The organism is Enterobacter sp. Y17 (assembly GCF_019730495.1).
In the GTDB taxonomy this organism is placed as follows: Bacteria; Pseudomonadota; Gammaproteobacteria; order Enterobacterales; family Enterobacteriaceae; genus Enterobacter; species Enterobacter asburiae_B.
Genome location: NZ_JAASKP010000001.1, coordinates 1643877 through 1662593, shown reverse-complemented (window position 1 = coordinate 1662593; position 18717 = coordinate 1643877). Strand labels below are relative to the sequence as shown.

Genomic DNA, 18717 nt, shown 5'->3' with positions numbered 1-18717 from the left:
TAAAAGAGGGGGGCATTGTCGTCTCTCCCGAAACGGAAAACATTGCGTTAGCACATTATTGCCAGCGAGAAATCTCAATCAGCTCGCCGCCGGGCGGAATATCGTCCTCATCGTGCGTGACCAGCACCACCGGGATATTGCGCGCGCGGAGGGCGTCAAAAACCCATGTCCGAAACGTTGTGCGCAGCGTTTTATCGAGACGACTGAACGGTTCGTCCAGCAGCAGCGCCTGCGGCTCTGCGAGCAGGGCGCGCAGCAGGCTGACCCGGGCACGCTCCCCGCCGGAAAGGGTGGCCGGATCGCTGGCGTAATGACCGCTCAGCCCGGCGGAATCCAGCGCCTGCTCGACCGCTTCCCGACGCGCTCTCCCTACGATGCGCTCAGGCAAGGCCAGCAGCAAATTTTGCCCGACGCTGAACGGTTCAAACAGCAGCGCGTCCTGAAAGAGAATGCCCAGCCCGCGGGATTCGACGGGAAGGCCGTCGCAGCGACGCGCGTCGAGCCACAGTTCGCCCCGCGCCTGGAAATCGTCTGACAGCGCGCCGACCATCCACGCAAAAAGGGTCGATTTGCCGCTGCCGGACGGCCCCATCAGGGTAACGATCTCCCCGCGAGGAACGCAAAAATTGACCTCGCGGAAAAGCGGTTCGATGGTGAGATCTTTTACCTTCAGCATTAACGTAATCCTTGACGGTAGCGGCCCGCGAGTCGGGATAACAGGGCGGCAAGACCGAACACCGTGCCCGTGACCAGCAGTAATCCCAGCGCCCTGCTGGCGAGAACGGGGATGCTGCCCCCGCTGCTGAGCGCGACGGTTTCGGTAGTCAGCGTGGCGAAACGCCCCGCGCCAAGCCAGAGCGTCGGCATGTATTGCGCCATGCTGACGGAAAAGCCGGTGGCAAAGGCCAGCAGCGCAGGGCGCACCAGAAGGGGGCATTTCAGCAGTAAGAATATTTTCGCCCGTCGCCAGCCGAGCGTTCTGGCGGTAAGGATAAGCCGGGGATCGATCCGCCGCCAGGCGGGCTGCAGAACCAGCAGCATCCAGGGTAATACCCACAGCAGATGGCTCCAGAGCACGGCGGCATAGTTCCCGTCGAGTCCCAGACGCAATGCAATAAAGTATTGCCCGGTGACGAGCGGCAGCGCAGGAAGGGCGAGCGGTGACCACACCCACGCTGCGCCGCGCTGCGGTCCCCATTCCAGCCAGAGAAAAATGACGATGAGGGCGATCAGGCTCGACAGCAGGCCGAAGGAAAGGCTGGTCCCCACGGGGCCCGCGTCTCCCCCTTCCGCCAGCATCAGCAGTACCGCAGCGCACAGGACGCCGCACGCGGGCAGTAACCCGCTGAATGCCCGCTCAGGCAGGACGAGTGGAGAACGGGGGCGCGTCCCCGCGAGATTCGGGATCGTGCGACGCCATGCTTTCCAGAGGCCGTACCCGAGGGCGGCCAGCGCGGCCAGCAGTACAAGGAGAAGCAGGCACAGCAGCATTCCTTTTGCCTGCTGCTGCGCGTCGCCCTGGCTTAGCCACTGAAAGGCCAGCACGGCCAGGGTGGGCGGGTTGCCGGGCCCGAGAACGATCGCCACGTCCACGACCGAGAGCGACCATGCCAGCACCGCCAGCATCACCGCGCCGAGGACAGGCGCGATCGCCGGGAGGATCAGCCAGCTGAGCGTCTGATAACGCCCGTAGCCAAAGGTTTGCAGGACGATCTTCTGCTGCGCGAGCCGTTGTTCCGGCAGTACGGCGTAAATGGCCCACAGCACGAACGCGCTCTCTTTGACCGCGAGCGTCAGGCCCAGCCCGACGCCGTAGCGGTCAAACGGAGCCGTACAGACGGTACAGAGCTGATAAAACAGACCGCCCTCGGCAAACAGCAGCAACGCGCTGGTGGCGAACGCCACATGGGGGATCGCCAGTAGCCACGGCAGCCGGGTCGTGAGGCGTCGCCAGCGTTGACCGGGCCACAAAAGGCAGACGAAGAAAAGGGCAATCAGCAACGCCCCCAGCGTGGCGATGAGCGTTGAGACCAGCGTGGCGACGGTCGCCTGCGGCAGCTGCGGATCGTTCAGCAGCCGCTGCCAGTTTGTCGCAGAAAGCGCCGGTGCGAAAAGCATCACGCCGGCGGGCAGGATCGGCAGATAAATCACCGCCATCGCCAGCCAGACAAGCCCGCTCAGCGGGTGCCGTAACGACGCAGCCATTCCTGCTCCAGCGCGTTCACCCAGGCGGACTGCGGCTCTGCAAGCACCTGCGGCAGCCCCTTAGGCGTATGGGCCAGCAGCTGTTTCGCTTCCTCTTCGGGCAGCGCTTTCGCATCCAGGACGCTCGGGTCTCCCCAGATGGCCGGGTCGGCCTTGCGGATTTGCGCCTGCGGTGACAGCAGGAAATTAGCGACCACCTTTGCACCCGCGCTCGCGCTGGCATTGGCCGGGATAGCCACAAAATGGACGTTGCCGAGCATCCCGCTCTGGAAACCAAAGCTGTAGCTGTCGGCAGGCAGTTCGCCGCTCGCCACTTTCTGCTGCGCATGAGCCGGGTTAAAGGTCAGCGACAGGTTCAGACTGCCGCTGGCAAGCAGGGCATCCATTCGGGCAGGCGAGGGAGGAAAATCTTTTCCTTCGCGCCACAGCAGCGGGTGCAGCTTATCGAGGTAGGCCCAGAGCGGCGCCGTAACCTCAGCAAACGTTGCATCGGGCGCTTTTTGTAAAGCTTCAGGGCGATCGGTCAGCGTCAGCAGCAGCTGCTCCAGAAAGGCCGTGCCGGTAAAATCGGGCGGGCGGGGATAGCTGACCTTGCCCGGGTGCTGCTGCGCGTACGCAAGCAGCGCCTGAGGATCCTCCGACGGCGTCGGCATGCTGGATTTGCGGGCGATAAAGGTCAGCTGCGCGCCGCCCCACGGGGATTCCGCCCCGTCGGTTGGAATCGCAAAATCTTCCGTGACGGGTTTGCGGGTATCGACATAGCGCCAGTCTGGCAACGTCTGCGCCCATCCGGTTTGCAGCAGGTTCGCCTCTTTTAACGTGCGGAAGTTTTCGCCGTTGACCCACAGCAGGTCAACCGAGCCGTTGGTCTTACGCCCCGCGGCTGCTTCGGTCTGAATACGTTTTACCGCATCGGCGGCATCCGCCAGCGGGACGATTTTTAGGGTAATGGCGTAGTGCGTTTGCATCTCACCGCTGACCCACTCAAGGTAGCGGTTGACCGCCGGATCGCCGCCCCAGGCGTTAAACCAAACGGTCTGGCCTTTGGCCTGCTGTTGGATGGCGTGCCAGCTTTCGGCGGCACACAGGGGGGCTGCCAGCAGCAGACCGGTCAAGAACGCGCAAAAACGCACACGGCGCATAATGCCTCACTTTTTAACAGACGGGAGATAACGGGAAAACAGCCGGCGCGTCGCCAGCGGCAATAACCCCAGTAGTGTAAAGGCGATTAGCATGCCCGGCGACAAAATATCGCGCAGCGACGCCACTTTCCCCAGCTCGCGCCCGGCGTTCAGAAAGACAACCGTCGCGGGCAGCATGGCGACCTGGCTGACCCACCAGTAGCGGCAGACTCCAATGCGGGTCAGCCCCATCAGCAAATTGACCAGGAAAAACGGGAACAGCGGCATCAGGCGCAGGGCAAAAAGATAGCCCGCGCCGTCATGCGCCATACCGGCGTTCACCGTTTTCATCTGCTGAGCAAACCGACGCTGGACCCATTCGCGCAGCAGATATCGGCTGGCGAGCATCGCAAGCGTGGCCCCGAGCGTGGAGGCAAACGAGACCAGCACGGTGCCTTCCCACAGGGGAAATAACGCCCCGCCCAGCAGGGTGAGGATCGCCGCGCCGGGGATCGACAGGGCGGAGACCACCACGTAGAGCGCAAAAAAGATCAGCGCGCTTCGCAGCGGCGCGTGGTCAACATGGGAGAGGAGTGCCTGCTGGTGGGTTTTAATCCCTTCCAGGGAGAGCGTGCCTGGAGGAAGCATGACAAACGTCAGAATAAATGCGCCCAGAAGGGCGCACAGGAAAGCAATTTTTCGAATGTTCACGCGTCATTACAGCTTGAATTTAGCCCACACCGGCGCGTGGTCAGACGGTTTTTCCATGCTGCGGATCTCGTAGTCGATCCCGGTTTCGATGCAGCGCTCTGCCAGCGGCGAACTGGCGAGCAGCAGGTCGATACGCAGGCCGCGGTTGTCGTCAAAACCTTTTGAGCGGTAGTCAAACCACGAGAAGCGATCCTGCGTGTCCGGGTTGGCGGTACGGAAGGTATCCACCAGCCCCCAGTCCAGCAGGCGCTGCATCCACTCGCGCTCTTCCGGCAGGAAGGAGCATTTGCCGGTACGCAGCCAGCGTTTGCGGCTGTCTTCACCGATGCCAATATCCAGATCGGTCGGGCTGATATTCACATCACCCATGATCAGCACCGGATTGTCTTTATTGAGTTCGGTTGTCAGGTAGTTCTGCAGATCCTGATAAAACTTGGCTTTGGCCGGGAATTTGGTCGGATGGTCGCGGCTTTCGCCCTGGGGAAAGTAACCATTAATCACGGTGATGTTCCCCAGCGGGGAAGGCAGCTCCGCCATGATGATGCGGCGCTGTGCTTCTTCGTCATCGCCGGGAAACCCGCGGCGGACTGAAACTGGCGTCTCTTTGGTCAACAGCGCAACGCCGTAATGGCCTTTCTGCCCATGATAGAAGACGTTGTAGCCGAGCTTCGCCACCTCTTCGAGGGGGAACATGTCGTCGTGAACCTTGGTCTCCTGCAGGCCGATCACATCTGGCTGATGTTGTTCAACGATAGCTTCAAGCTGATGGGGGCGGGCGCGCAGGCCGTTGATATTAAAAGAGACAAATTTCATAGTCGCTGCCAGTGCAAGGTGAATAGTGCATGGATGGTAGCAGAATTTGCGTCAACTGTTACCGGGTTCGGCCAATAACTGCGACAGATAATGCCGGTGGTGCAATATTTGCACCATTCTGACGCGCATCGCCCTCAAACAGGGCGTAAATGACCGATAAATTTCGCGAGCGATCACAATTCCAGAATTATATTTGGCCCTTGCATACTCTTTCTGATTTTCATGCGGCAAAGCGCCGCTTGTCGTAAAAATATTCACTTTTTATGCAATAACAGTGAATAACTCCATATTGTAACTTATTGATATTCTGTTACCTCAACCCGTTTATGCAATTTTATCGCTGGCTGGCACGAAGGCTGCAATCTACATTCACAGTGCAAACACTCAATTATTTAACATTCAAATAACTTTTTATTTACCGGATGAGGTCGCTATGTCTCTGTCAATTACGCGTGAAAATTTCGATGAATGGATGATGCCGGTTTACGCTCCGGCGGCTTTTATTCCGGTTCGTGGGGAAGGCTCGCGCCTGTGGGATCAGCAGGGTAAAGAGTATATCGACTTTGCAGGTGGGATTGCGGTCAACGCGCTGGGTCATGCGCACCCTGCGCTGCGTCAGGCGCTGAATGACCAGGCGGCGAAGTTCTGGCATACCGGCAACGGCTTTACTAACGAGCCCGCGCTGCGCCTGGCCAAAAAACTGATCGACGCGACGTTTGCCGAAAAGGTCTTTTTCTGTAACTCGGGGGCGGAAGCCAACGAAGCTGCGCTGAAGCTGGCGCGCAAATATGCGCACGATAAATTTGGTACCCACAAGAGCGGCATCGTGGCGTTTAAAAATGCCTTCCACGGGCGCACGCTCTTTACCGTCAGCGCGGGCGGCCAGCCTTCCTACTCGCAGGATTTCGCACCGCTGCCGCCGGATATCCGTCACGGTGTTTATAACGATCTGCAGTCCGCCAGCGAGCTGATTAACGACACCACCTGCGCGGTGATCGTCGAACCGATGCAGGGCGAGGGCGGCGTGCTTCCGGCGCAAAAAGCCTTCCTGCAGGGGCTGCGCGAGCTGTGCGATCGCCACAACGCGGTACTGATTTTCGACGAAGTCCAGACCGGCGTGGGCCGCACCGGCGAGCTGTATGCCTATATGCACTATGGCGTAACGCCGGATGTGCTTTCGACCGCCAAAGCGCTGGGCGGCGGCTTCCCGATTGGCGCGACGCTGACCACCGATAAATTCGCCAGCGTAATGACCGTAGGTACCCATGGCACCACCTACGGCGGCAACCCGCTGGCAACCGCCGTCGCCGGGCAGGTTCTGGACATCATTAACACGCCTGAGGTGCTGAAAGGCGTTAAGCAGCGTCACGACTGGTTTGTCGAGCGCCTGAATGCCATCAACGGCAAAACGGGGCTGTTTAAAGAAATTCGCGGTCTGGGGCTGTTAATCGGCTGCGAGCTCACCGCCGAGTTTGCCGGAAAAGCTAAACTTATTTCACAGGAAGCGGCAAAAGTGGGCGTGATGGTGCTGATTGCCGGTGCCAACGTGGTGCGTTTTGCGCCGGCGCTGATCGTCAGCGAGGAAGAGGTGCAAACCGGTCTGGACCGTTTTGCGCTGGCGTGTGAAAAAGTGAAATCCGGGGTGTCATCATGATGGTCATCCGTCCCGTTGAGCGCGGCGATCTCGCCGGGCTCATGCAGCTTGCCGGTAAGACGGGAGGCGGGCTGACCTCGCTTCCTGCCGATGAAAAAACGCTGTCGGCGCGCATTGAGCGCGCCCTGCAAACCTGGCAGGGGACGTTGCCAAAAAGCGAACAGGGGTATGTGTTCGTGCTGGAAGACACCGACACGGGGACCGTGGCCGGGATCTGCGCCATTGAAGTGGCCGTCGGGCTTAACGACCCGTGGTACAACTACCGCGTCGGCACCATGGTTCACGCCTCGAAAGAGCTGAACGTCTATAACGCGCTGCCCACGCTGTTCCTCTGTAATGACCACACGGGCGCCAGCGAGCTGTGCACGCTGTTCCTCGACCCGGCGTGGCGCAAAGAGGGCAACGGCTATCTGCTCTCCAAATCGCGCTTTATGTTTATGGCCGCCTTCCGCGATCGCTTTAACGAAAAAGTGGTCGCAGAGATGCGCGGCGTGATCGACGACACCGGCTACTCGCCGTTCTGGGAGAGCCTGGGCGAGCGCTTCTTCTCGATGGAGTTCAGCCGGGCGGACTATCTCTGCGGCACCGGCCAGAAAGCCTTTATCGCCGAACTGATGCCGAAGCATCCTATCTATACCCATTTCCTCAGTCCGGAAGCGCAGGCGGTGATTGGCGAAGTCCATCCGCAAACCGCGCCCGCCCGCGCGGTGCTGGAGAAAGAGGGGTTCCGCTACCGGAACTATGTCGACATCTTTGACGGCGGCCCAACGCTTGAGTGCGATATCGACCGCGTGCGCGCGATCCGTAAAAGCCGTCTGGTTGAGGTCTCTGAAGGTCAGCCCGCGCCGGGTGACTGGCCCGCCTGTCTGGTGTCGAACGAAAATTACGCCAACTTCCGCGCCATGCTGGTGCGTACCAACCCGAAATGTGAACGTCTGGTGCTGACGGCTGCAGAACTGGATGCCCTGAAATGTAACGCCGGCGATACGGTTCGCCTGGTGCGTCTCTGCCCTGAGGAGAAAACAGCATGACATTATGGATTAACGGTGACTGGGTCACGGGCGAAGGCGAAGAGCGCGTAAAGACCAATCCGGTTGGAAAAGAGGTGCTCTGGAAGGGGCATGACGCCAGCGCCGCGCAGGTGGAACAAGCCTGCCGAGCCGCGCGCCGCGCGTTTCCGGCGTGGGCAAAACAGCCTTTCGCCGTGCGCCAGGAAATTGTTGAAAAGTTTGCCGGGCTGCTGGAGGCAAACAAGGCCGAACTGACGCGCATCATCGCGTCTGAAACCAGCAAGCCGCGCTGGGAAGCGACAACCGAAGTGACGGCGATGATCAACAAAATCGCCATTTCGGTGAAGGCGTACCACACCCGCACCGGCGAACAGCACACCGACATGCCGGACGGCGCAGCCACGCTGCGCCACCGTCCCCACGGCGTCCTGGCGGTGTTTGGCCCGTATAACTTCCCGGGGCATCTGCCGAATGGCCATATTGTGCCTGCGCTGCTGGCGGGCAATACCGTCATCTTCAAACCGAGCGAGCTCACGCCATTCACCGGCGAGGCGGTGGTTAAGCTGTGGGAACAGGCCGGCCTGCCGCCGGGCGTGCTGAACCTGGTGCAGGGCGGGCGGGAAACCGGTCAGGCGCTGAGCGCGCTGAGCGATATCGACGGCCTGCTGTTTACCGGCAGCGCCGGTACGGGCTATCAGCTGCACCGCCAGCTGGCAGGGCAGCCGGAGAAAATCCTGGCGCTGGAGATGGGCGGCAACAACCCGCTGATTGTGGAAGACCCTGACGATATCGACGCCGCGGTGCACCTGACGATTCAGTCCGCCTTTATTACCGCCGGACAGCGCTGTACCTGTGCTCGCCGTCTGCTGGTCAAGCGCGGCGCGCAGGGGGATGCCTTCCTGAAGCGTCTGGTAGAAGTGAGCGCGCGTCTGGTGCCTGCCGCATGGGATGCCGAACCGCAGCCGTTTATCGGCGGGCTGATTTCCGAACAGGCCGCGCTGAACGTGCTGAAGGCCTGGCAGGACCACGTCGCGCGCGGCGCGAAAACCCTGCTGGAGCCGAAGCAGGTTCAGCCGGGTAGCTCGCTGCTGACGCCGGGTATTGTAGAGATGAGCGGCGCGAGCAACGTGCCGGATGAAGAGGTCTTTGGCCCGCTGCTGTGCGTCTGGCGTTACGACGATTTCGATGCGGCCATTGCGATGGCGAACAACACCCGCTACGGCCTGTCGAGCGGGCTGATTTCGCCGCATCGCGAGAAGTTTGATCGGCTGCTGCTGGAAGCGCGCGCCGGGATTGTGAACTGGAATAAACCGCTGACCGGGGCCGCGAGCACCGCGCCGTTCGGCGGGGTGGGCGCGTCGGGCAACCATCGCGCCAGCGCGTGGTATGCCGCCGATTACTGCGCGTGGCCGATGGCGAGCCTGGAAACCCCGGCGCTGACGCTGCCGGAGACGCTTAATCCGGGGCTGGATTTTACCGGAGGGGATCGCCATGAAAGCACGTGAGGTTAACTTTGACGGGCTGGTGGGGCTGACGCACCACTATGCCGGTCTCTCTTTTGGTAATGAAGCCTCGACGAAGCACCGTTTTCAGGTTTCCAACCCGAAGCTGGCGGCGAAGCAGGGGCTGCTAAAAATGAAGGCGCTGGCGGATGCCGGTTTCCCACAGGCGGTGATCCCGCCGCAGGAACGCCCGAACGTGGCGGTCCTTCGTCAGCTCGGCTTTAGCGGTACCGATGAGCAGGTCGTCGAAAAAGCGGGTACGCAGACCCCGCACCTGCTCTCCGCGGCAAGCTCCGCCTCCTCTATGTGGGTGGCCAACGCGGGGACCGTCGCGCCGTCAGCCGACACGCTGGATGGCAAAGTTCATCTGACGGTGGCGAACCTGAACAATAAATTCCACCGCGCCACCGAAGCGGAAACCACCGAGCGCGTGCTGCGCGCCATTTTCAACCATGACGCCCATTTTGAGGTGCATCAGGCCCTGCCGCAGGTGGCGATGTTTGGCGACGAAGGCGCGGCCAACCATAACCGCCTGGGGGGCGACTATGGCGACCCGGGCCTGCAGCTGTTTATCTACGGGCGAGAAGAGGGGGGCCACGCCGCGCCAACCCGTTATCCTGCCCGTCAGACGCTGGCGGCGAGCCAGGCGGTTGCCCGACTGAACCAGGTCAATCCTTCCCAGGTGGTTTTTGCCCAGCAAAACCCGCATGTGATTGACCAGGGCGTGTTCCATAACGACGTGATTGCCGTTTCTAACCGCCAGGTGCTGTTCTGCCACGAGCAGGCGTTTGCCCATCAGGAGAAGCTGCTCGCCACGCTGCAGGAGCGCGTGCGCGGCTTTACGCCAATCCAGGTGCCCACGGAGGCGGTGAGCGTGCAGGACGCGGTAGAAACCTATCTGTTCAATAGCCAGCTGCTGAGCCGTGACGATGGCAGCATGATGCTGGTCCTGCCGCAGGAGTCCCGGGATCATAAAGGCGTGTGGCGCTACCTGACGGAGCTGGTCAAGGCCGATAACCCGATTGACGAACTGCGCGTGTTTGATCTGCGCGAAAGCATGGCCAACGGCGGTGGTCCCGCCTGTTTACGTCTGCGCGTGGTCCTGACCCAGGACGAAATGCAGGCGGTGAACCCGGCGGTCATGATGAACGATACGCTCTTTACGCGGCTGAATGACTGGGTCGATCGCTACTATCGCGATCGTCTGACGCAGGCGGATCTGGTTGACCCGCAGCTTCTGCGTGAAGGACGCGAGGCGCTGGATGCGTTATCGACAATCCTGCAGCTGGGATCGGTTTACCCGTTCCAGCGCTAAAGGAGTGGATATGGAAAATTTACTGGCGCTGACCCTGGCCGATGAGACGCCGGAACAGAAAGAGGGGGACGGCCCCTCATTTCGCTGGCGGTGGCTGGGACGCGGGGTGCTTGAGCTGACGCCGACCGTAAAAAGCGATCTCTCGCTGCTGCTTTCAACGGGTATCCACGGGAATGAAACCGCGCCCGTTGAGATTGTTGATCTGCTGCTGCGTGCGCTGTATCGCAATGAGATCGAACTAAAGTGCCGCGTGCTGGTGGTGCTCGGCAATCCCCCTGCGCTGGCGCAAAACAAACGGTATCTGGTGAGCGACATTAACCGCATGTTTGGCGGCCGCTGGTCGCAGTTTCCCCAGAGCGATGAAACGGCGCGGGCAGAGTGGCTGGAGAACGTCGTGACCGCGTTTTTTGCCGCCGCGGGACCGGGGCGCTGGCATCTGGATCTGCATACGGCAATCCGCGCGTCCTACCACGTTCGCTTCGGCGTTCTGCCGCAGCGCAGTCAGCCTTGGGATGAAGCGTTCCTGAGCTGGCTGGGTGACGCCGGGCTGGAGGCGCTGGTATTTCATCAGTCGCCGGGCGGAACGTTTACCCATTTCACCTGTGAACGTTTCGCTGCGCTGTCCTGCACGCTGGAGCTGGGAAAAGCGCTGCCGTTCGGCCAGAACGATCTGAGCCGCTTTGCGCCTACGCATCTCGCCCTTCGGGCGCTGCTGGGAGGAACGGCTCCCGAGCACGCGCATCAGCCCGTTGAGCGGTATCGGGTCGTACAGCAGATCACGCGCCGCAGCGATGCCTTCCAGCTCCATATGGCCGCACACACCCTGAACTTCACCCCGTTCCGCAAAGGGGTGCTGCTGGCTGAGGATGGCGAGGAACGTTACGAGGTGCAGAACACCACCGAGTATGTCTTATTCCCTAACCCTACCGTCGCGTTTGGCCTGCGGGCCGGGCTGATGCTGGAAAAAATATCCTGAGCCTTTCCCCTCTCATCATCCGGGAGGGGGAAGTAAAAAACTTTTCTTAACGATTAAAGCGCTTGTGCTTGTTTTGCAGAATATTCCTGGTGAATTGCTTTATTATTGATCTTCACTTCGCTATACTTCTGCTTAATCTCTTTAAAATCAGCCTGTTAAATATTTTTTGTTGCAACTCTCCACGCTTTATCCTTATTTCCTCCACATTTGGCGAAAATTTGTTTTTTACACTTTCATTGTTTTACCGTTGCTCTGACTAATTGACGATAAACCCCGTAAAGTTAATCTCGTCAACACGGCATAGCGCCGAAGAATAACTGAAAGAAAGGAAATAAATTATGCGTAAGTTTACTGCACTGTTTGTTGCTTCTACCCTGGCTCTGGGCGCTACCAGCATGGCGTTCGCCGCAGATACTGCGACCACTGCACCTACCGTGCCTGCTGAAGGCAAAATGATGATGCATCATAAAGGTCCGGGTATGCACAACGAGATGATGATGTTTAAGGATCTCAACCTGACGGATGCGCAGAAGCAGCAGATCCGCGACATCAGAAAAGCCGAACGCGACCAGATGAAACGTCCTCCGCTTGAAGAGCGTCGTGCGATGCATGACATCATCGCCAGCGACAGCTTCGATAAGGCGAAAGCCGAAGCGCAGATCGACAAAATGGCCGAGCAGCACAAAGCCCGCATGCTGGCTCACATGGAAACCCAGAACAAGATCTACAACATTCTGACCCCGGAACAGAAAAAACAATTTAATGCGAATTTTGAGAAGCGTCTGACAGAACGTCCGGCGATGGAAGGTAAAATGCCAGCACCAACCGAATAATCGGTTCACACTCTTAAGACCGCCGGGATCCTGTCCACAAAAGCGCAACCGCTGTGGACAGGACCGGCGGTTTTTCTTTCCTGCCCTCTTGCCTGCCGCCGCCAGCGCGGTATCCTCCTGTAGTCGCTTCAGAGAATGTTTGCAGAGTCATGGCGTTAGAATTTTTATTAACGTTCCGCTAAGGCCTGCCCGCTCTGCTGCCGATACTGTTTCTGTGAATACCCAACGATAACAAACAAGACAGCAACGATAGCGATATCCTTGCCCTGGCACGGGTTGTGCCATTCAGGAGTGGTGATGGAGTTCTTTGATATCCGTAAGATGCCGGTCAGCCTCTGGCGCAATGGTGCTGGCGAAACGCGTGAGATTTGCTGCTTCCCTCCCGCGACGCGCGATTTTCACTGGCGCGCCAGTATCGCGACGATTGCCAGCAACGGCGAATTCTCCTCGTTTCCCGGTGTTGACCGGGTGATTACCTTGCTGGAAGGGGGAGAGGTGACGCTGGACGCGGGTCAGGCGTTCTCCCATACCCTCAAGCATCATCAGCCCTACAGTTTTGCCGGCGATCTGCCGGTGAAAGCGCTGCTTTCAGATGGGCGGATGGCGATGGACTTTAACATCATGACCCGGCGCGACTGCTGCCGGGCGAAGGTGCGCGTTGCTGACCGAACCTTCACCACCTTTGGCTCACGCGGGGGCGTGGTGTTCGTGCTAAGCGGGGCGTGGCAGCTGGGCGATAAATTGCTGACGGCCGATCAGGGTGCCAGCTGGGAGGAGGGTACCCATACGCTGCGTCTGCTGGAGGCTCAGGGCACCTTATTGTTCAGCGAAATCACGTGGCTGCCGGGTCATTGAGCACAATGATCTCAAACTTTCCCGCCAGGACCGGTTTGCAGAGAATTTTGTAGCCATCGTGGTCAAATCCGGCGGGCGTGCGCAGCAGGGTTGCCGCGTCGTTGATGTCGTCGACGGCGCCCAGCCAGAGCCAGTTGTTGACGATGTGATACTGGGTCATGGCCTCGCCCACTTCTTTTAGCGCAACGGCGCTTTCCCAGGGCCAGCAGTTCACGCTGATGGCCGCCAGACCGGTGAGAAGCCGGGCGTGATGCGCCTCAACGCTCTCTTTCCCGCAGCACGCACCGGCGCAGCGCTTCAGCGCGGATCGAAAACAGGCGCGTCCCCGGGTGGTAGCCTCCAGACCTAAAAGGCTGTAGCAAAGCTGTAAATCGTCCGCCAGCGTCTGCAGCGCCTGGAGCGCGGCGCGTTTATTGGCGAATAGCCCATAGAGATTCGGGGCATGAGAAAAATCGACGTCGCGCGCGTAGACGACCTGCGGCCTGCCATCGTTTATCTGCAGGGAGCAGAGCTGACGGTTGCGGCGCAGGCGCTTATTGAACAGCGGCTGTTGTTCTTTTATCAACCGCGCCTCCAGCAACAGCGCGCCCATTTCTCCCGCCGTCTGGAACCAGGTAATGCGTCGCGACTGGCGCAGCATGGCGGCCTCGTCCGGCGTACGGAGATGGGATAACACCCGACTGCGAATGTTAACGCTCTTGCCGATATAGAGCGGCAGGGTATCGCTTTCACCGTGAAAGATGTACACGCCCGGCTGTTTAGGCAGCGCCTCAAGCCAGGGGCGAAGGTGCTCGGGATATTCGTAGATAGCCGCCGCTTCAAATTCAAGACGCGGGGCGGATTGACGCCTGCTCACATACTGCTCCATATACTGTTCAGGCATACAGTGTAGCAGGAGTGTGATGGTTAAAAAAGAGCCGGGTGGCGGCTACGCCTTACCCGGCCAGGACGTGCGGCCTGGTGCCCTCACCCCAACCCTCTCCCACGGGAGAGGGCGCAAACATTAAAAGCGGTAACCTGGTTACCGCTTTGCTTTATTTTTTCCAGAAGTCGTCAAACACCGTAATGGGCGTATGGCGCTTGTGCTCGGTTTTCAGATACCAGCCCTCGATGATTTTCGCGGTCCGTTCATCCAGCTTTTTGCCTTCCAGATAATCATCGATGTTGTCATAGGTGACGCCAAGGGCCGCTTCATCCGGCAGGGAAGGGCGATCGTCTTCAAGGTCCGCTGTCGGCGCTTTCTTATACAGATGCTCAGGACAGCCCAGCGCGGCCAGCAGCTGCTTACCCTGACGCTTGTTGAGACGGAAGATCGGGTTAATGTCGGTGCCGCCGTCGCCGTATTTGGTGAAGAAACCGGTAATCGCTTCTGCCGCATGGTCGGTGCCGACGACAACGCCTTTGGTCATCCCGGCGATGCTGTACTGCGCTTTCATGCGCTCGCGGGCCTTCTCGTTGCCGCGAACAAAATCGCTCAGCTCAATGCCCGCTTCGCGAAGCGCCTGCTCGCTTGCCAGCACCGAGCCCTTAATATTCACGGTCAGCACGCGGTCAGGCTGAATGAAGGCAATGGCATCCTGGCAATCCTGCTCGTCCGCCTGTACGCCATAAGGAAGACGCACCGCGATAAACTGCAGTTTCTCATCGTCCGTCTCTTCGCGAAGCTCTGAAATCGCCATCTGGCAGAGTTTACCGGTCAGGGTAGAGTCCTGGCCGCCGCTGATGCCCAGCACCAGGGATTTCAGGAAAGCGTTCTTTTTTAAGTACGATTTTAAAAAATCCACGCTGCGGCGGATCTCTTCATGTGCATCTACCGTAGGCTTCGCGCCCAGTGCCTGAATAATCTCTTGTTGCAGAGCCATCACGCCCTCCATATGCAGTACATAAACAGAATGTGTTAGCTGTTAAAACTAACCCTTTGGGCGAGAAACGACAAGGATCACAGTTTCGAGTGCGCTAATTTGCGCCGATTTAGCAGGTTATCGTTGTTTTATTAGAATTTTCCGAAATTCGTCTGGCGTAACTCACAAAGTTGAACAATAGTACTTTTTATCCCATGCTTAGATAACACGCTGATAAACAAGAGGACGGAATATGAACAAGAACGTAGCAGGAATTCTTAGCGCAGCGGCGGTACTGACTATGCTGGCAGGGTGTACGGCTTACGATCGCACTAAGGATCAGTTTACGCAGCCCGTAGTAAAAGACGTTAAAAAAGGGATGACCCGTTCGCAGGTGGCTGCGATTGCCGGTAAACCTTCTTCTGAAGTGACCATGATTCATGCGAAAGGGACCTGCCAGACCTATATCCTGGGTCAACGTGATGGTAAGGCAGAAACCTACTTCGTCGCCCTGGATGATACCGGTCATGTGATCAACTCCGGCTATCAGACCTGTGCTGAATACGATACCGATCCTCAGGCACCTAAGGCGCAGTAACCCTGCTTGCCTGAGGATGTTAACAAACCGGCCCATGGGCCGGTTTTTTTATGCATCAGAAAATCTTATTTCTTTGCGCGAATTATTTGCCCGAAATGTGAAGGGAGTCAACAAGCCAGGTCAATGAGAGACAATTTGAGCCTATCCAGAATTATCCCCTGTCTGTACCATTGCGTATACTCACTCCAACGATAAACAACAGTACGCAAGCTACCTGTCTGCCGGGACAGCGAGTCGAGTGATAGCGCGATGGCAGGTAGTCATACAAGAGGGAAATCACGATGGAAAAGAAACATATCTACCTGTTCTGCTCAGCGGGCATGTCAACGTCGCTTCTGGTGTCAAAGATGCGTGCGCAGGCTGAAAAGTATGAAGTCCCTGTGGTGATTGAAGCGTTTCCAGAGACGCTGGCGGGCGAAAAAGGCCAGACAGCCGATGTTGTTTTACTGGGGCCGCAAATTGCCTATATGTTGCCCGAAATTCAACGACTGTTACCCAATAAACCGGTCGAAGTGATCGACTCGGGGCTGTACGGCAAGATTGATGGTTTAGGTGTTCTTAAAGCTGCTGTTGCAGCCATTAAAAAAGCTGCTAATTAATTTTTATTTTTCCCGTCAAAGAGTTATTTCACACACAATACGCCGTAACATGCGTTACGGCATTTAAGGGTATTTTCCTATGAGTAAAGTCATCGCTTCACTTGAAAAGGTACTCCTTCCTTTTGCTGTTAAAATAGGAAAGCAGCCTCACGTTAACGCCATCAAAAACGGCTTTATTAAATTAATGCCGTTGACGCTGGCCGGGGCCATGTTCGTTTTAATTAACAACGTTTTTCTGAGCTTTGGTGAAGGTTCCTTCTTTTATTCATTAGGAATTCGGTTAGACGCTTCCACAATTGAAACCCTTAATGGTTTTAAAGCCATTGGCGGCAACGTCTATAACGGTACGTTAGGGATTATGTCGTTGATGGCGCCTTTCTTTATTGGGATGGCACTGGCAGAAGAGCGTAAAGTGGATCCGCTGGCTGCCGGGTTATTATCCGTCGCCGCTTTTATGACCGTGACGCCTTACAGCGTGGGCGAAGCCTATGCCGTTGGCGCCAACTGGCTGGGCGGGGCCAACATCATCTCCGGTATTGTTATCGGCCTGGTGGTGGCAGAAATGTTCACCTTTATTATCCGCCGCAACTGGGTTATCCGCCTGCCGGATAGCGTACCGGCTTCCGTTTCTCGTTCATTTTCCGCGTTGATTCCAGGCTTCATTATTCTCTCCATCATGGGGATTATCGCCTGGGCGCTCTCCCACTGGGGCACTAACTTCCACCAGATCATCATGGACTCTATCTCTACGCCGCTGGCGTCGATGGGTGGCGTGGTCGGTTGGGCGTATGTGATTTTCACCTCTCTGCTGTGGTTCTTTGGCGTGCATGGTTCACTGGCACTGGCCGCGCTGGACAGCGGGATTATGACCCCCTGGGCACTGGAAAACGTTGCGCTTTACCAGCAGTACGGCTCCGTTGACGCGGCGCTGGCAGCGGGTAAAACCTTCCATGTGTGGGCGAAGCCGATGCTTGACTCCTATATCTTCCTGGGCGGTACCGGGGCGACCTTGGGTCTGATCATCGCGGTCTTTATTGTCTCTCGTCGTGCTGACTACCGTCAGGTCGCGAAGCTGGCGCTGCCATCAGGCATCTTCCAGATTAACGAACCGATTCTGTTCGGTCTGCCAATCATCATGAACCCGGTAATGTTCATTCCGTTCATCCTGATTCAGCCGCTGCTGGCCGCGATCACCCTGACGGCGTATTACATGGGCATCATTCCACCGGTCACCAACATTGCGCCGTGGACCATGCCGGCGGGCCTGGGCGCCTTCTTCAACACCAACGGTAGCGTCGCGGCCTTCCTGCTGGCGATATTCAACCTCGGGATTGCCACCCTGCTGTACATGCCGTTCGTGGCGATTGCCAACAAAGCCGCCACCATTATTGATGAAGAAGAGAGCGAAGAGGATATTGCCCTCTCACTGAAATTCTAGGATTGACCGGCGCGGGGAAGCCCGCGCCAGCCACAAGGAGCTTAAACATGTTAGATTTGGATAGTATTGTCGCAGACGAAGCCGTCGAGAACGATCTCGAAGAAGTGGTGATGGGGCTTATCATCAACTCCGGACAGGCCCGCAGCCTGGCCTATGCCGCACTGAAGCAGGCCAAGCAGGGAGATTTCGCCGCCGCGAAAACCATGATGGACCAGTCCCGCACGGCGCTGAACGAAGCGCACCTGGTGCAGACAAAGCTGATTGAAGGCGATCAGGGCGAAGGGAAGATGAAGGTCAGCCTGGTGCTGGTCCACGCGCAGGATCACCTGATGACCTCGATGCTGGCGCGTGAGCTGGTGGCGGAGCTTATCGAGCTTCACGAGAAAATGCACTGAGTCGGATTTCGCAGCAGGAGGTCAGCACGATGGAAATTAAAACCGCACTTGAACAGCAGCTGTTTAACGGCAAAAATTTTCACGTGGTTATCTACAACAAGACGGAGAGCGCCAGCGGTCTGCACCAGCATGACTACTACGAGTTCACGATTGTTCTGACCGGCCGCTACTACCAGGAGATCAACGGTAAGCGCGTCCTGCTTGAGCGAGGGGATTTTGTCTTCCTGCCGATGGGGTCTTATCACCAGAGCTTTTACGAATTTGGTGCCACCCGTATTCTGAATGTGGGCGTCAGCAGACGCTTCTTTGAGAAGCACTATCTGCCGCTGGTGCCGTTCTGCTTTGTGGCCTCCCAGGTCTATCGGGTCAAAAACGAGTTTATGACCTGGATTGAAACGGTTATCGCCTCGCTTAACTTCCGCGACAATGAATTTGATGAGTTTATTGAAACGGTGACCTTCTATGTGATGAACCGGCTGCGCCATCATCGTGAGGAGCAGCAGGTGACGGACGATATTCCACAGTGGCTGCGCAGCACCGTTGAGCTGATGCACGATAAAGGCCAGTTCAGCGAAAATGCGCTGGAAAATATGGTGTCACTGTCGGGAAAATCCCAGGAATATCTGACCCGCGCGACGCAGCGCTATTATCGTAAAACACCCGTGCAAATTATTAATGAAATCCGCATTAATTTTGCCAGGAAACAGCTGGAAATTACCAACTACTCTGTCACCGATATTGCGTACGAGTCAGGATACAGCAGTCCCAGCCTGTTTATTAAGACCTTTAAGAAATTGACTTCATTCACACCGAACAGTTACCGGAAGAATTTAACGGTAATTAATTAACTT

19 protein-coding genes are annotated in these 18717 nt (G+C 57.7%); 12 read left to right on the top strand and 7 right to left on the bottom strand.

The features are described 5' to 3' along the window. Positions 1 to 55: 55 nt before the first annotated feature. Genes HCH49_RS07730 through xthA form a run of 5 tightly spaced genes read right to left on the bottom strand, consistent with a single transcriptional unit; the run spans position 56 to position 4850 of the window. Positions 56 to 676, bottom strand: a complete 621-nt coding sequence (locus HCH49_RS07730) for an ATP-binding cassette domain-containing protein (RefSeq protein ID WP_221702491.1) — start codon at positions 674 to 676, stop codon at positions 56 to 58. Further along, on the bottom strand, positions 676 to 2205 hold the full coding sequence (locus HCH49_RS07725; RefSeq protein ID WP_221702490.1) for a thiamine ABC transporter permease: 1530 nt from the start codon (positions 2203 to 2205) through the stop codon (positions 676 to 678). The genes HCH49_RS07730 and HCH49_RS07725 overlap by 1 nt, the downstream gene beginning before the upstream one ends. After that, the gene (locus HCH49_RS07720; RefSeq protein WP_409410443.1) at positions 2178 to 3338 is read right to left on the bottom strand and encodes an ABC transporter substrate-binding protein; all 1161 of its coding nucleotides are present in this window, start codon (positions 3336 to 3338) and stop codon (positions 2178 to 2180) included. The genes HCH49_RS07725 and HCH49_RS07720 overlap by 28 nt, the downstream gene beginning before the upstream one ends. Positions 3339 to 3353: 15 nt before the next feature. Next, entirely contained in the window at positions 3354 to 4037 is a 684-nt protein-coding gene (locus tag HCH49_RS07715; RefSeq protein WP_221702488.1) for a TVP38/TMEM64 family protein, read from the bottom strand. Positions 4038 to 4043: 6 nt separating this feature from the next. Then, entirely contained in the window at positions 4044 to 4850 is an 807-nt protein-coding gene (gene xthA, locus HCH49_RS07710) for an exodeoxyribonuclease III (protein ID WP_023311273.1), read from the bottom strand. A 433-nt stretch (positions 4851 to 5283) separates the two neighbouring features. Here xthA and HCH49_RS07705 point away from each other — a divergent pair, with 433 nt between their 5' ends. The 7 genes from HCH49_RS07705 (at position 5284) to ves (ending at position 12995) form a co-directional block, all read left to right on the top strand. Then, positions 5284 to 6504, top strand: coding sequence for an aspartate aminotransferase family protein (locus HCH49_RS07705; RefSeq protein WP_039262052.1), 1221 nt, complete (start codon positions 5284 to 5286; stop codon positions 6502 to 6504). Then, the gene (gene astA / locus HCH49_RS07700; protein ID WP_023311275.1) at positions 6501 to 7535 is read left to right on the top strand and encodes an arginine N-succinyltransferase; all 1035 of its coding nucleotides are present in this window, start codon (positions 6501 to 6503) and stop codon (positions 7533 to 7535) included. The genes HCH49_RS07705 and astA overlap by 4 nt, the downstream gene beginning before the upstream one ends. Then, the gene (astD, locus tag HCH49_RS07695) at positions 7532 to 9019 is read left to right on the top strand and encodes a succinylglutamate-semialdehyde dehydrogenase (RefSeq protein ID WP_221702487.1); all 1488 of its coding nucleotides are present in this window, start codon (positions 7532 to 7534) and stop codon (positions 9017 to 9019) included. The genes astA and astD overlap by 4 nt, the downstream gene beginning before the upstream one ends. Next, positions 9006 to 10331 carry an N-succinylarginine dihydrolase gene (gene astB, locus HCH49_RS07690; protein WP_221702486.1) on the top strand — a complete coding sequence of 442 codons (1326 nt, stop codon included), beginning with the start codon at positions 9006 to 9008 and terminating at the stop codon, positions 10329 to 10331. Before astD ends, astB begins: the two co-directional genes overlap by 14 nt. 10 nt (positions 10332 to 10341) lie before the next feature. After that, entirely contained in the window at positions 10342 to 11307 is a 966-nt protein-coding gene (gene astE / locus HCH49_RS07685) for a succinylglutamate desuccinylase (RefSeq protein ID WP_221702485.1), read from the top strand. A gap of 338 nt (positions 11308 to 11645) precedes the next feature. Further along, positions 11646 to 12140 (top strand): ATP-independent periplasmic protein-refolding chaperone Spy, encoded by a 495-nt coding sequence (gene spy, locus HCH49_RS07680; RefSeq protein WP_221702484.1) that lies wholly within the window; start codon positions 11646 to 11648, stop codon positions 12138 to 12140. Positions 12141 to 12437: 297 nt separating this feature from the next. Then, the gene (gene ves / locus HCH49_RS07675) at positions 12438 to 12995 is read left to right on the top strand and encodes an environmental stress-induced protein Ves (RefSeq protein WP_023311280.1); all 558 of its coding nucleotides are present in this window, start codon (positions 12438 to 12440) and stop codon (positions 12993 to 12995) included. Here the strand turns inward: ves and cho are convergent. Continuing rightward, a complete protein-coding gene (gene cho, locus HCH49_RS07670) occupies positions 12973 to 13863 on the bottom strand; it encodes an excinuclease Cho (protein WP_176690046.1) in 891 nt (296 codons plus the stop codon). The two genes, ves and cho, sit on opposite strands and share 23 nt — an antisense overlap. A gap of 166 nt (positions 13864 to 14029) precedes the next feature. Continuing rightward, the gene (gene nadE / locus HCH49_RS07665; RefSeq protein WP_047061618.1) at positions 14030 to 14857 is read right to left on the bottom strand and encodes an ammonia-dependent NAD(+) synthetase; all 828 of its coding nucleotides are present in this window, start codon (positions 14855 to 14857) and stop codon (positions 14030 to 14032) included. Between the two features lie 232 nt (positions 14858 to 15089). Here nadE and osmE point away from each other — a divergent pair, with 232 nt between their 5' ends. The 5 genes from osmE (at position 15090) to chbR (ending at position 18714) form a co-directional block, all read left to right on the top strand. Then, positions 15090 to 15434: an osmotically-inducible lipoprotein OsmE gene (osmE, locus tag HCH49_RS07660; RefSeq protein ID WP_010430142.1), complete on the top strand. Its 345-nt coding sequence runs from the start codon at positions 15090 to 15092 to the stop codon at positions 15432 to 15434. 281 nt (positions 15435 to 15715) lie between these two features. Continuing rightward, positions 15716 to 16033 carry a PTS N,N'-diacetylchitobiose transporter subunit IIB gene (gene chbB, locus HCH49_RS07655; protein ID WP_008500676.1) on the top strand — a complete coding sequence of 106 codons (318 nt, stop codon included), beginning with the start codon at positions 15716 to 15718 and terminating at the stop codon, positions 16031 to 16033. A 79-nt stretch (positions 16034 to 16112) separates the two neighbouring features. Then, entirely contained in the window at positions 16113 to 17471 is a 1359-nt protein-coding gene (chbC, locus tag HCH49_RS07650; RefSeq protein ID WP_023311283.1) for a PTS N,N'-diacetylchitobiose transporter subunit IIC, read from the top strand. 47 nt (positions 17472 to 17518) lie between these two features. Beyond that, positions 17519 to 17866: a PTS N,N'-diacetylchitobiose transporter subunit IIA gene (gene chbA / locus HCH49_RS07645; RefSeq protein WP_023311284.1), complete on the top strand. Its 348-nt coding sequence runs from the start codon at positions 17519 to 17521 to the stop codon at positions 17864 to 17866. Positions 17867 to 17871: 5 nt separating this feature from the next. Then, the gene (chbR, locus tag HCH49_RS07640; RefSeq protein WP_071884835.1) at positions 17872 to 18714 is read left to right on the top strand and encodes a transcriptional regulator ChbR; all 843 of its coding nucleotides are present in this window, start codon (positions 17872 to 17874) and stop codon (positions 18712 to 18714) included. The last annotated feature ends 3 nt before the right edge of the window (positions 18715 to 18717 follow it).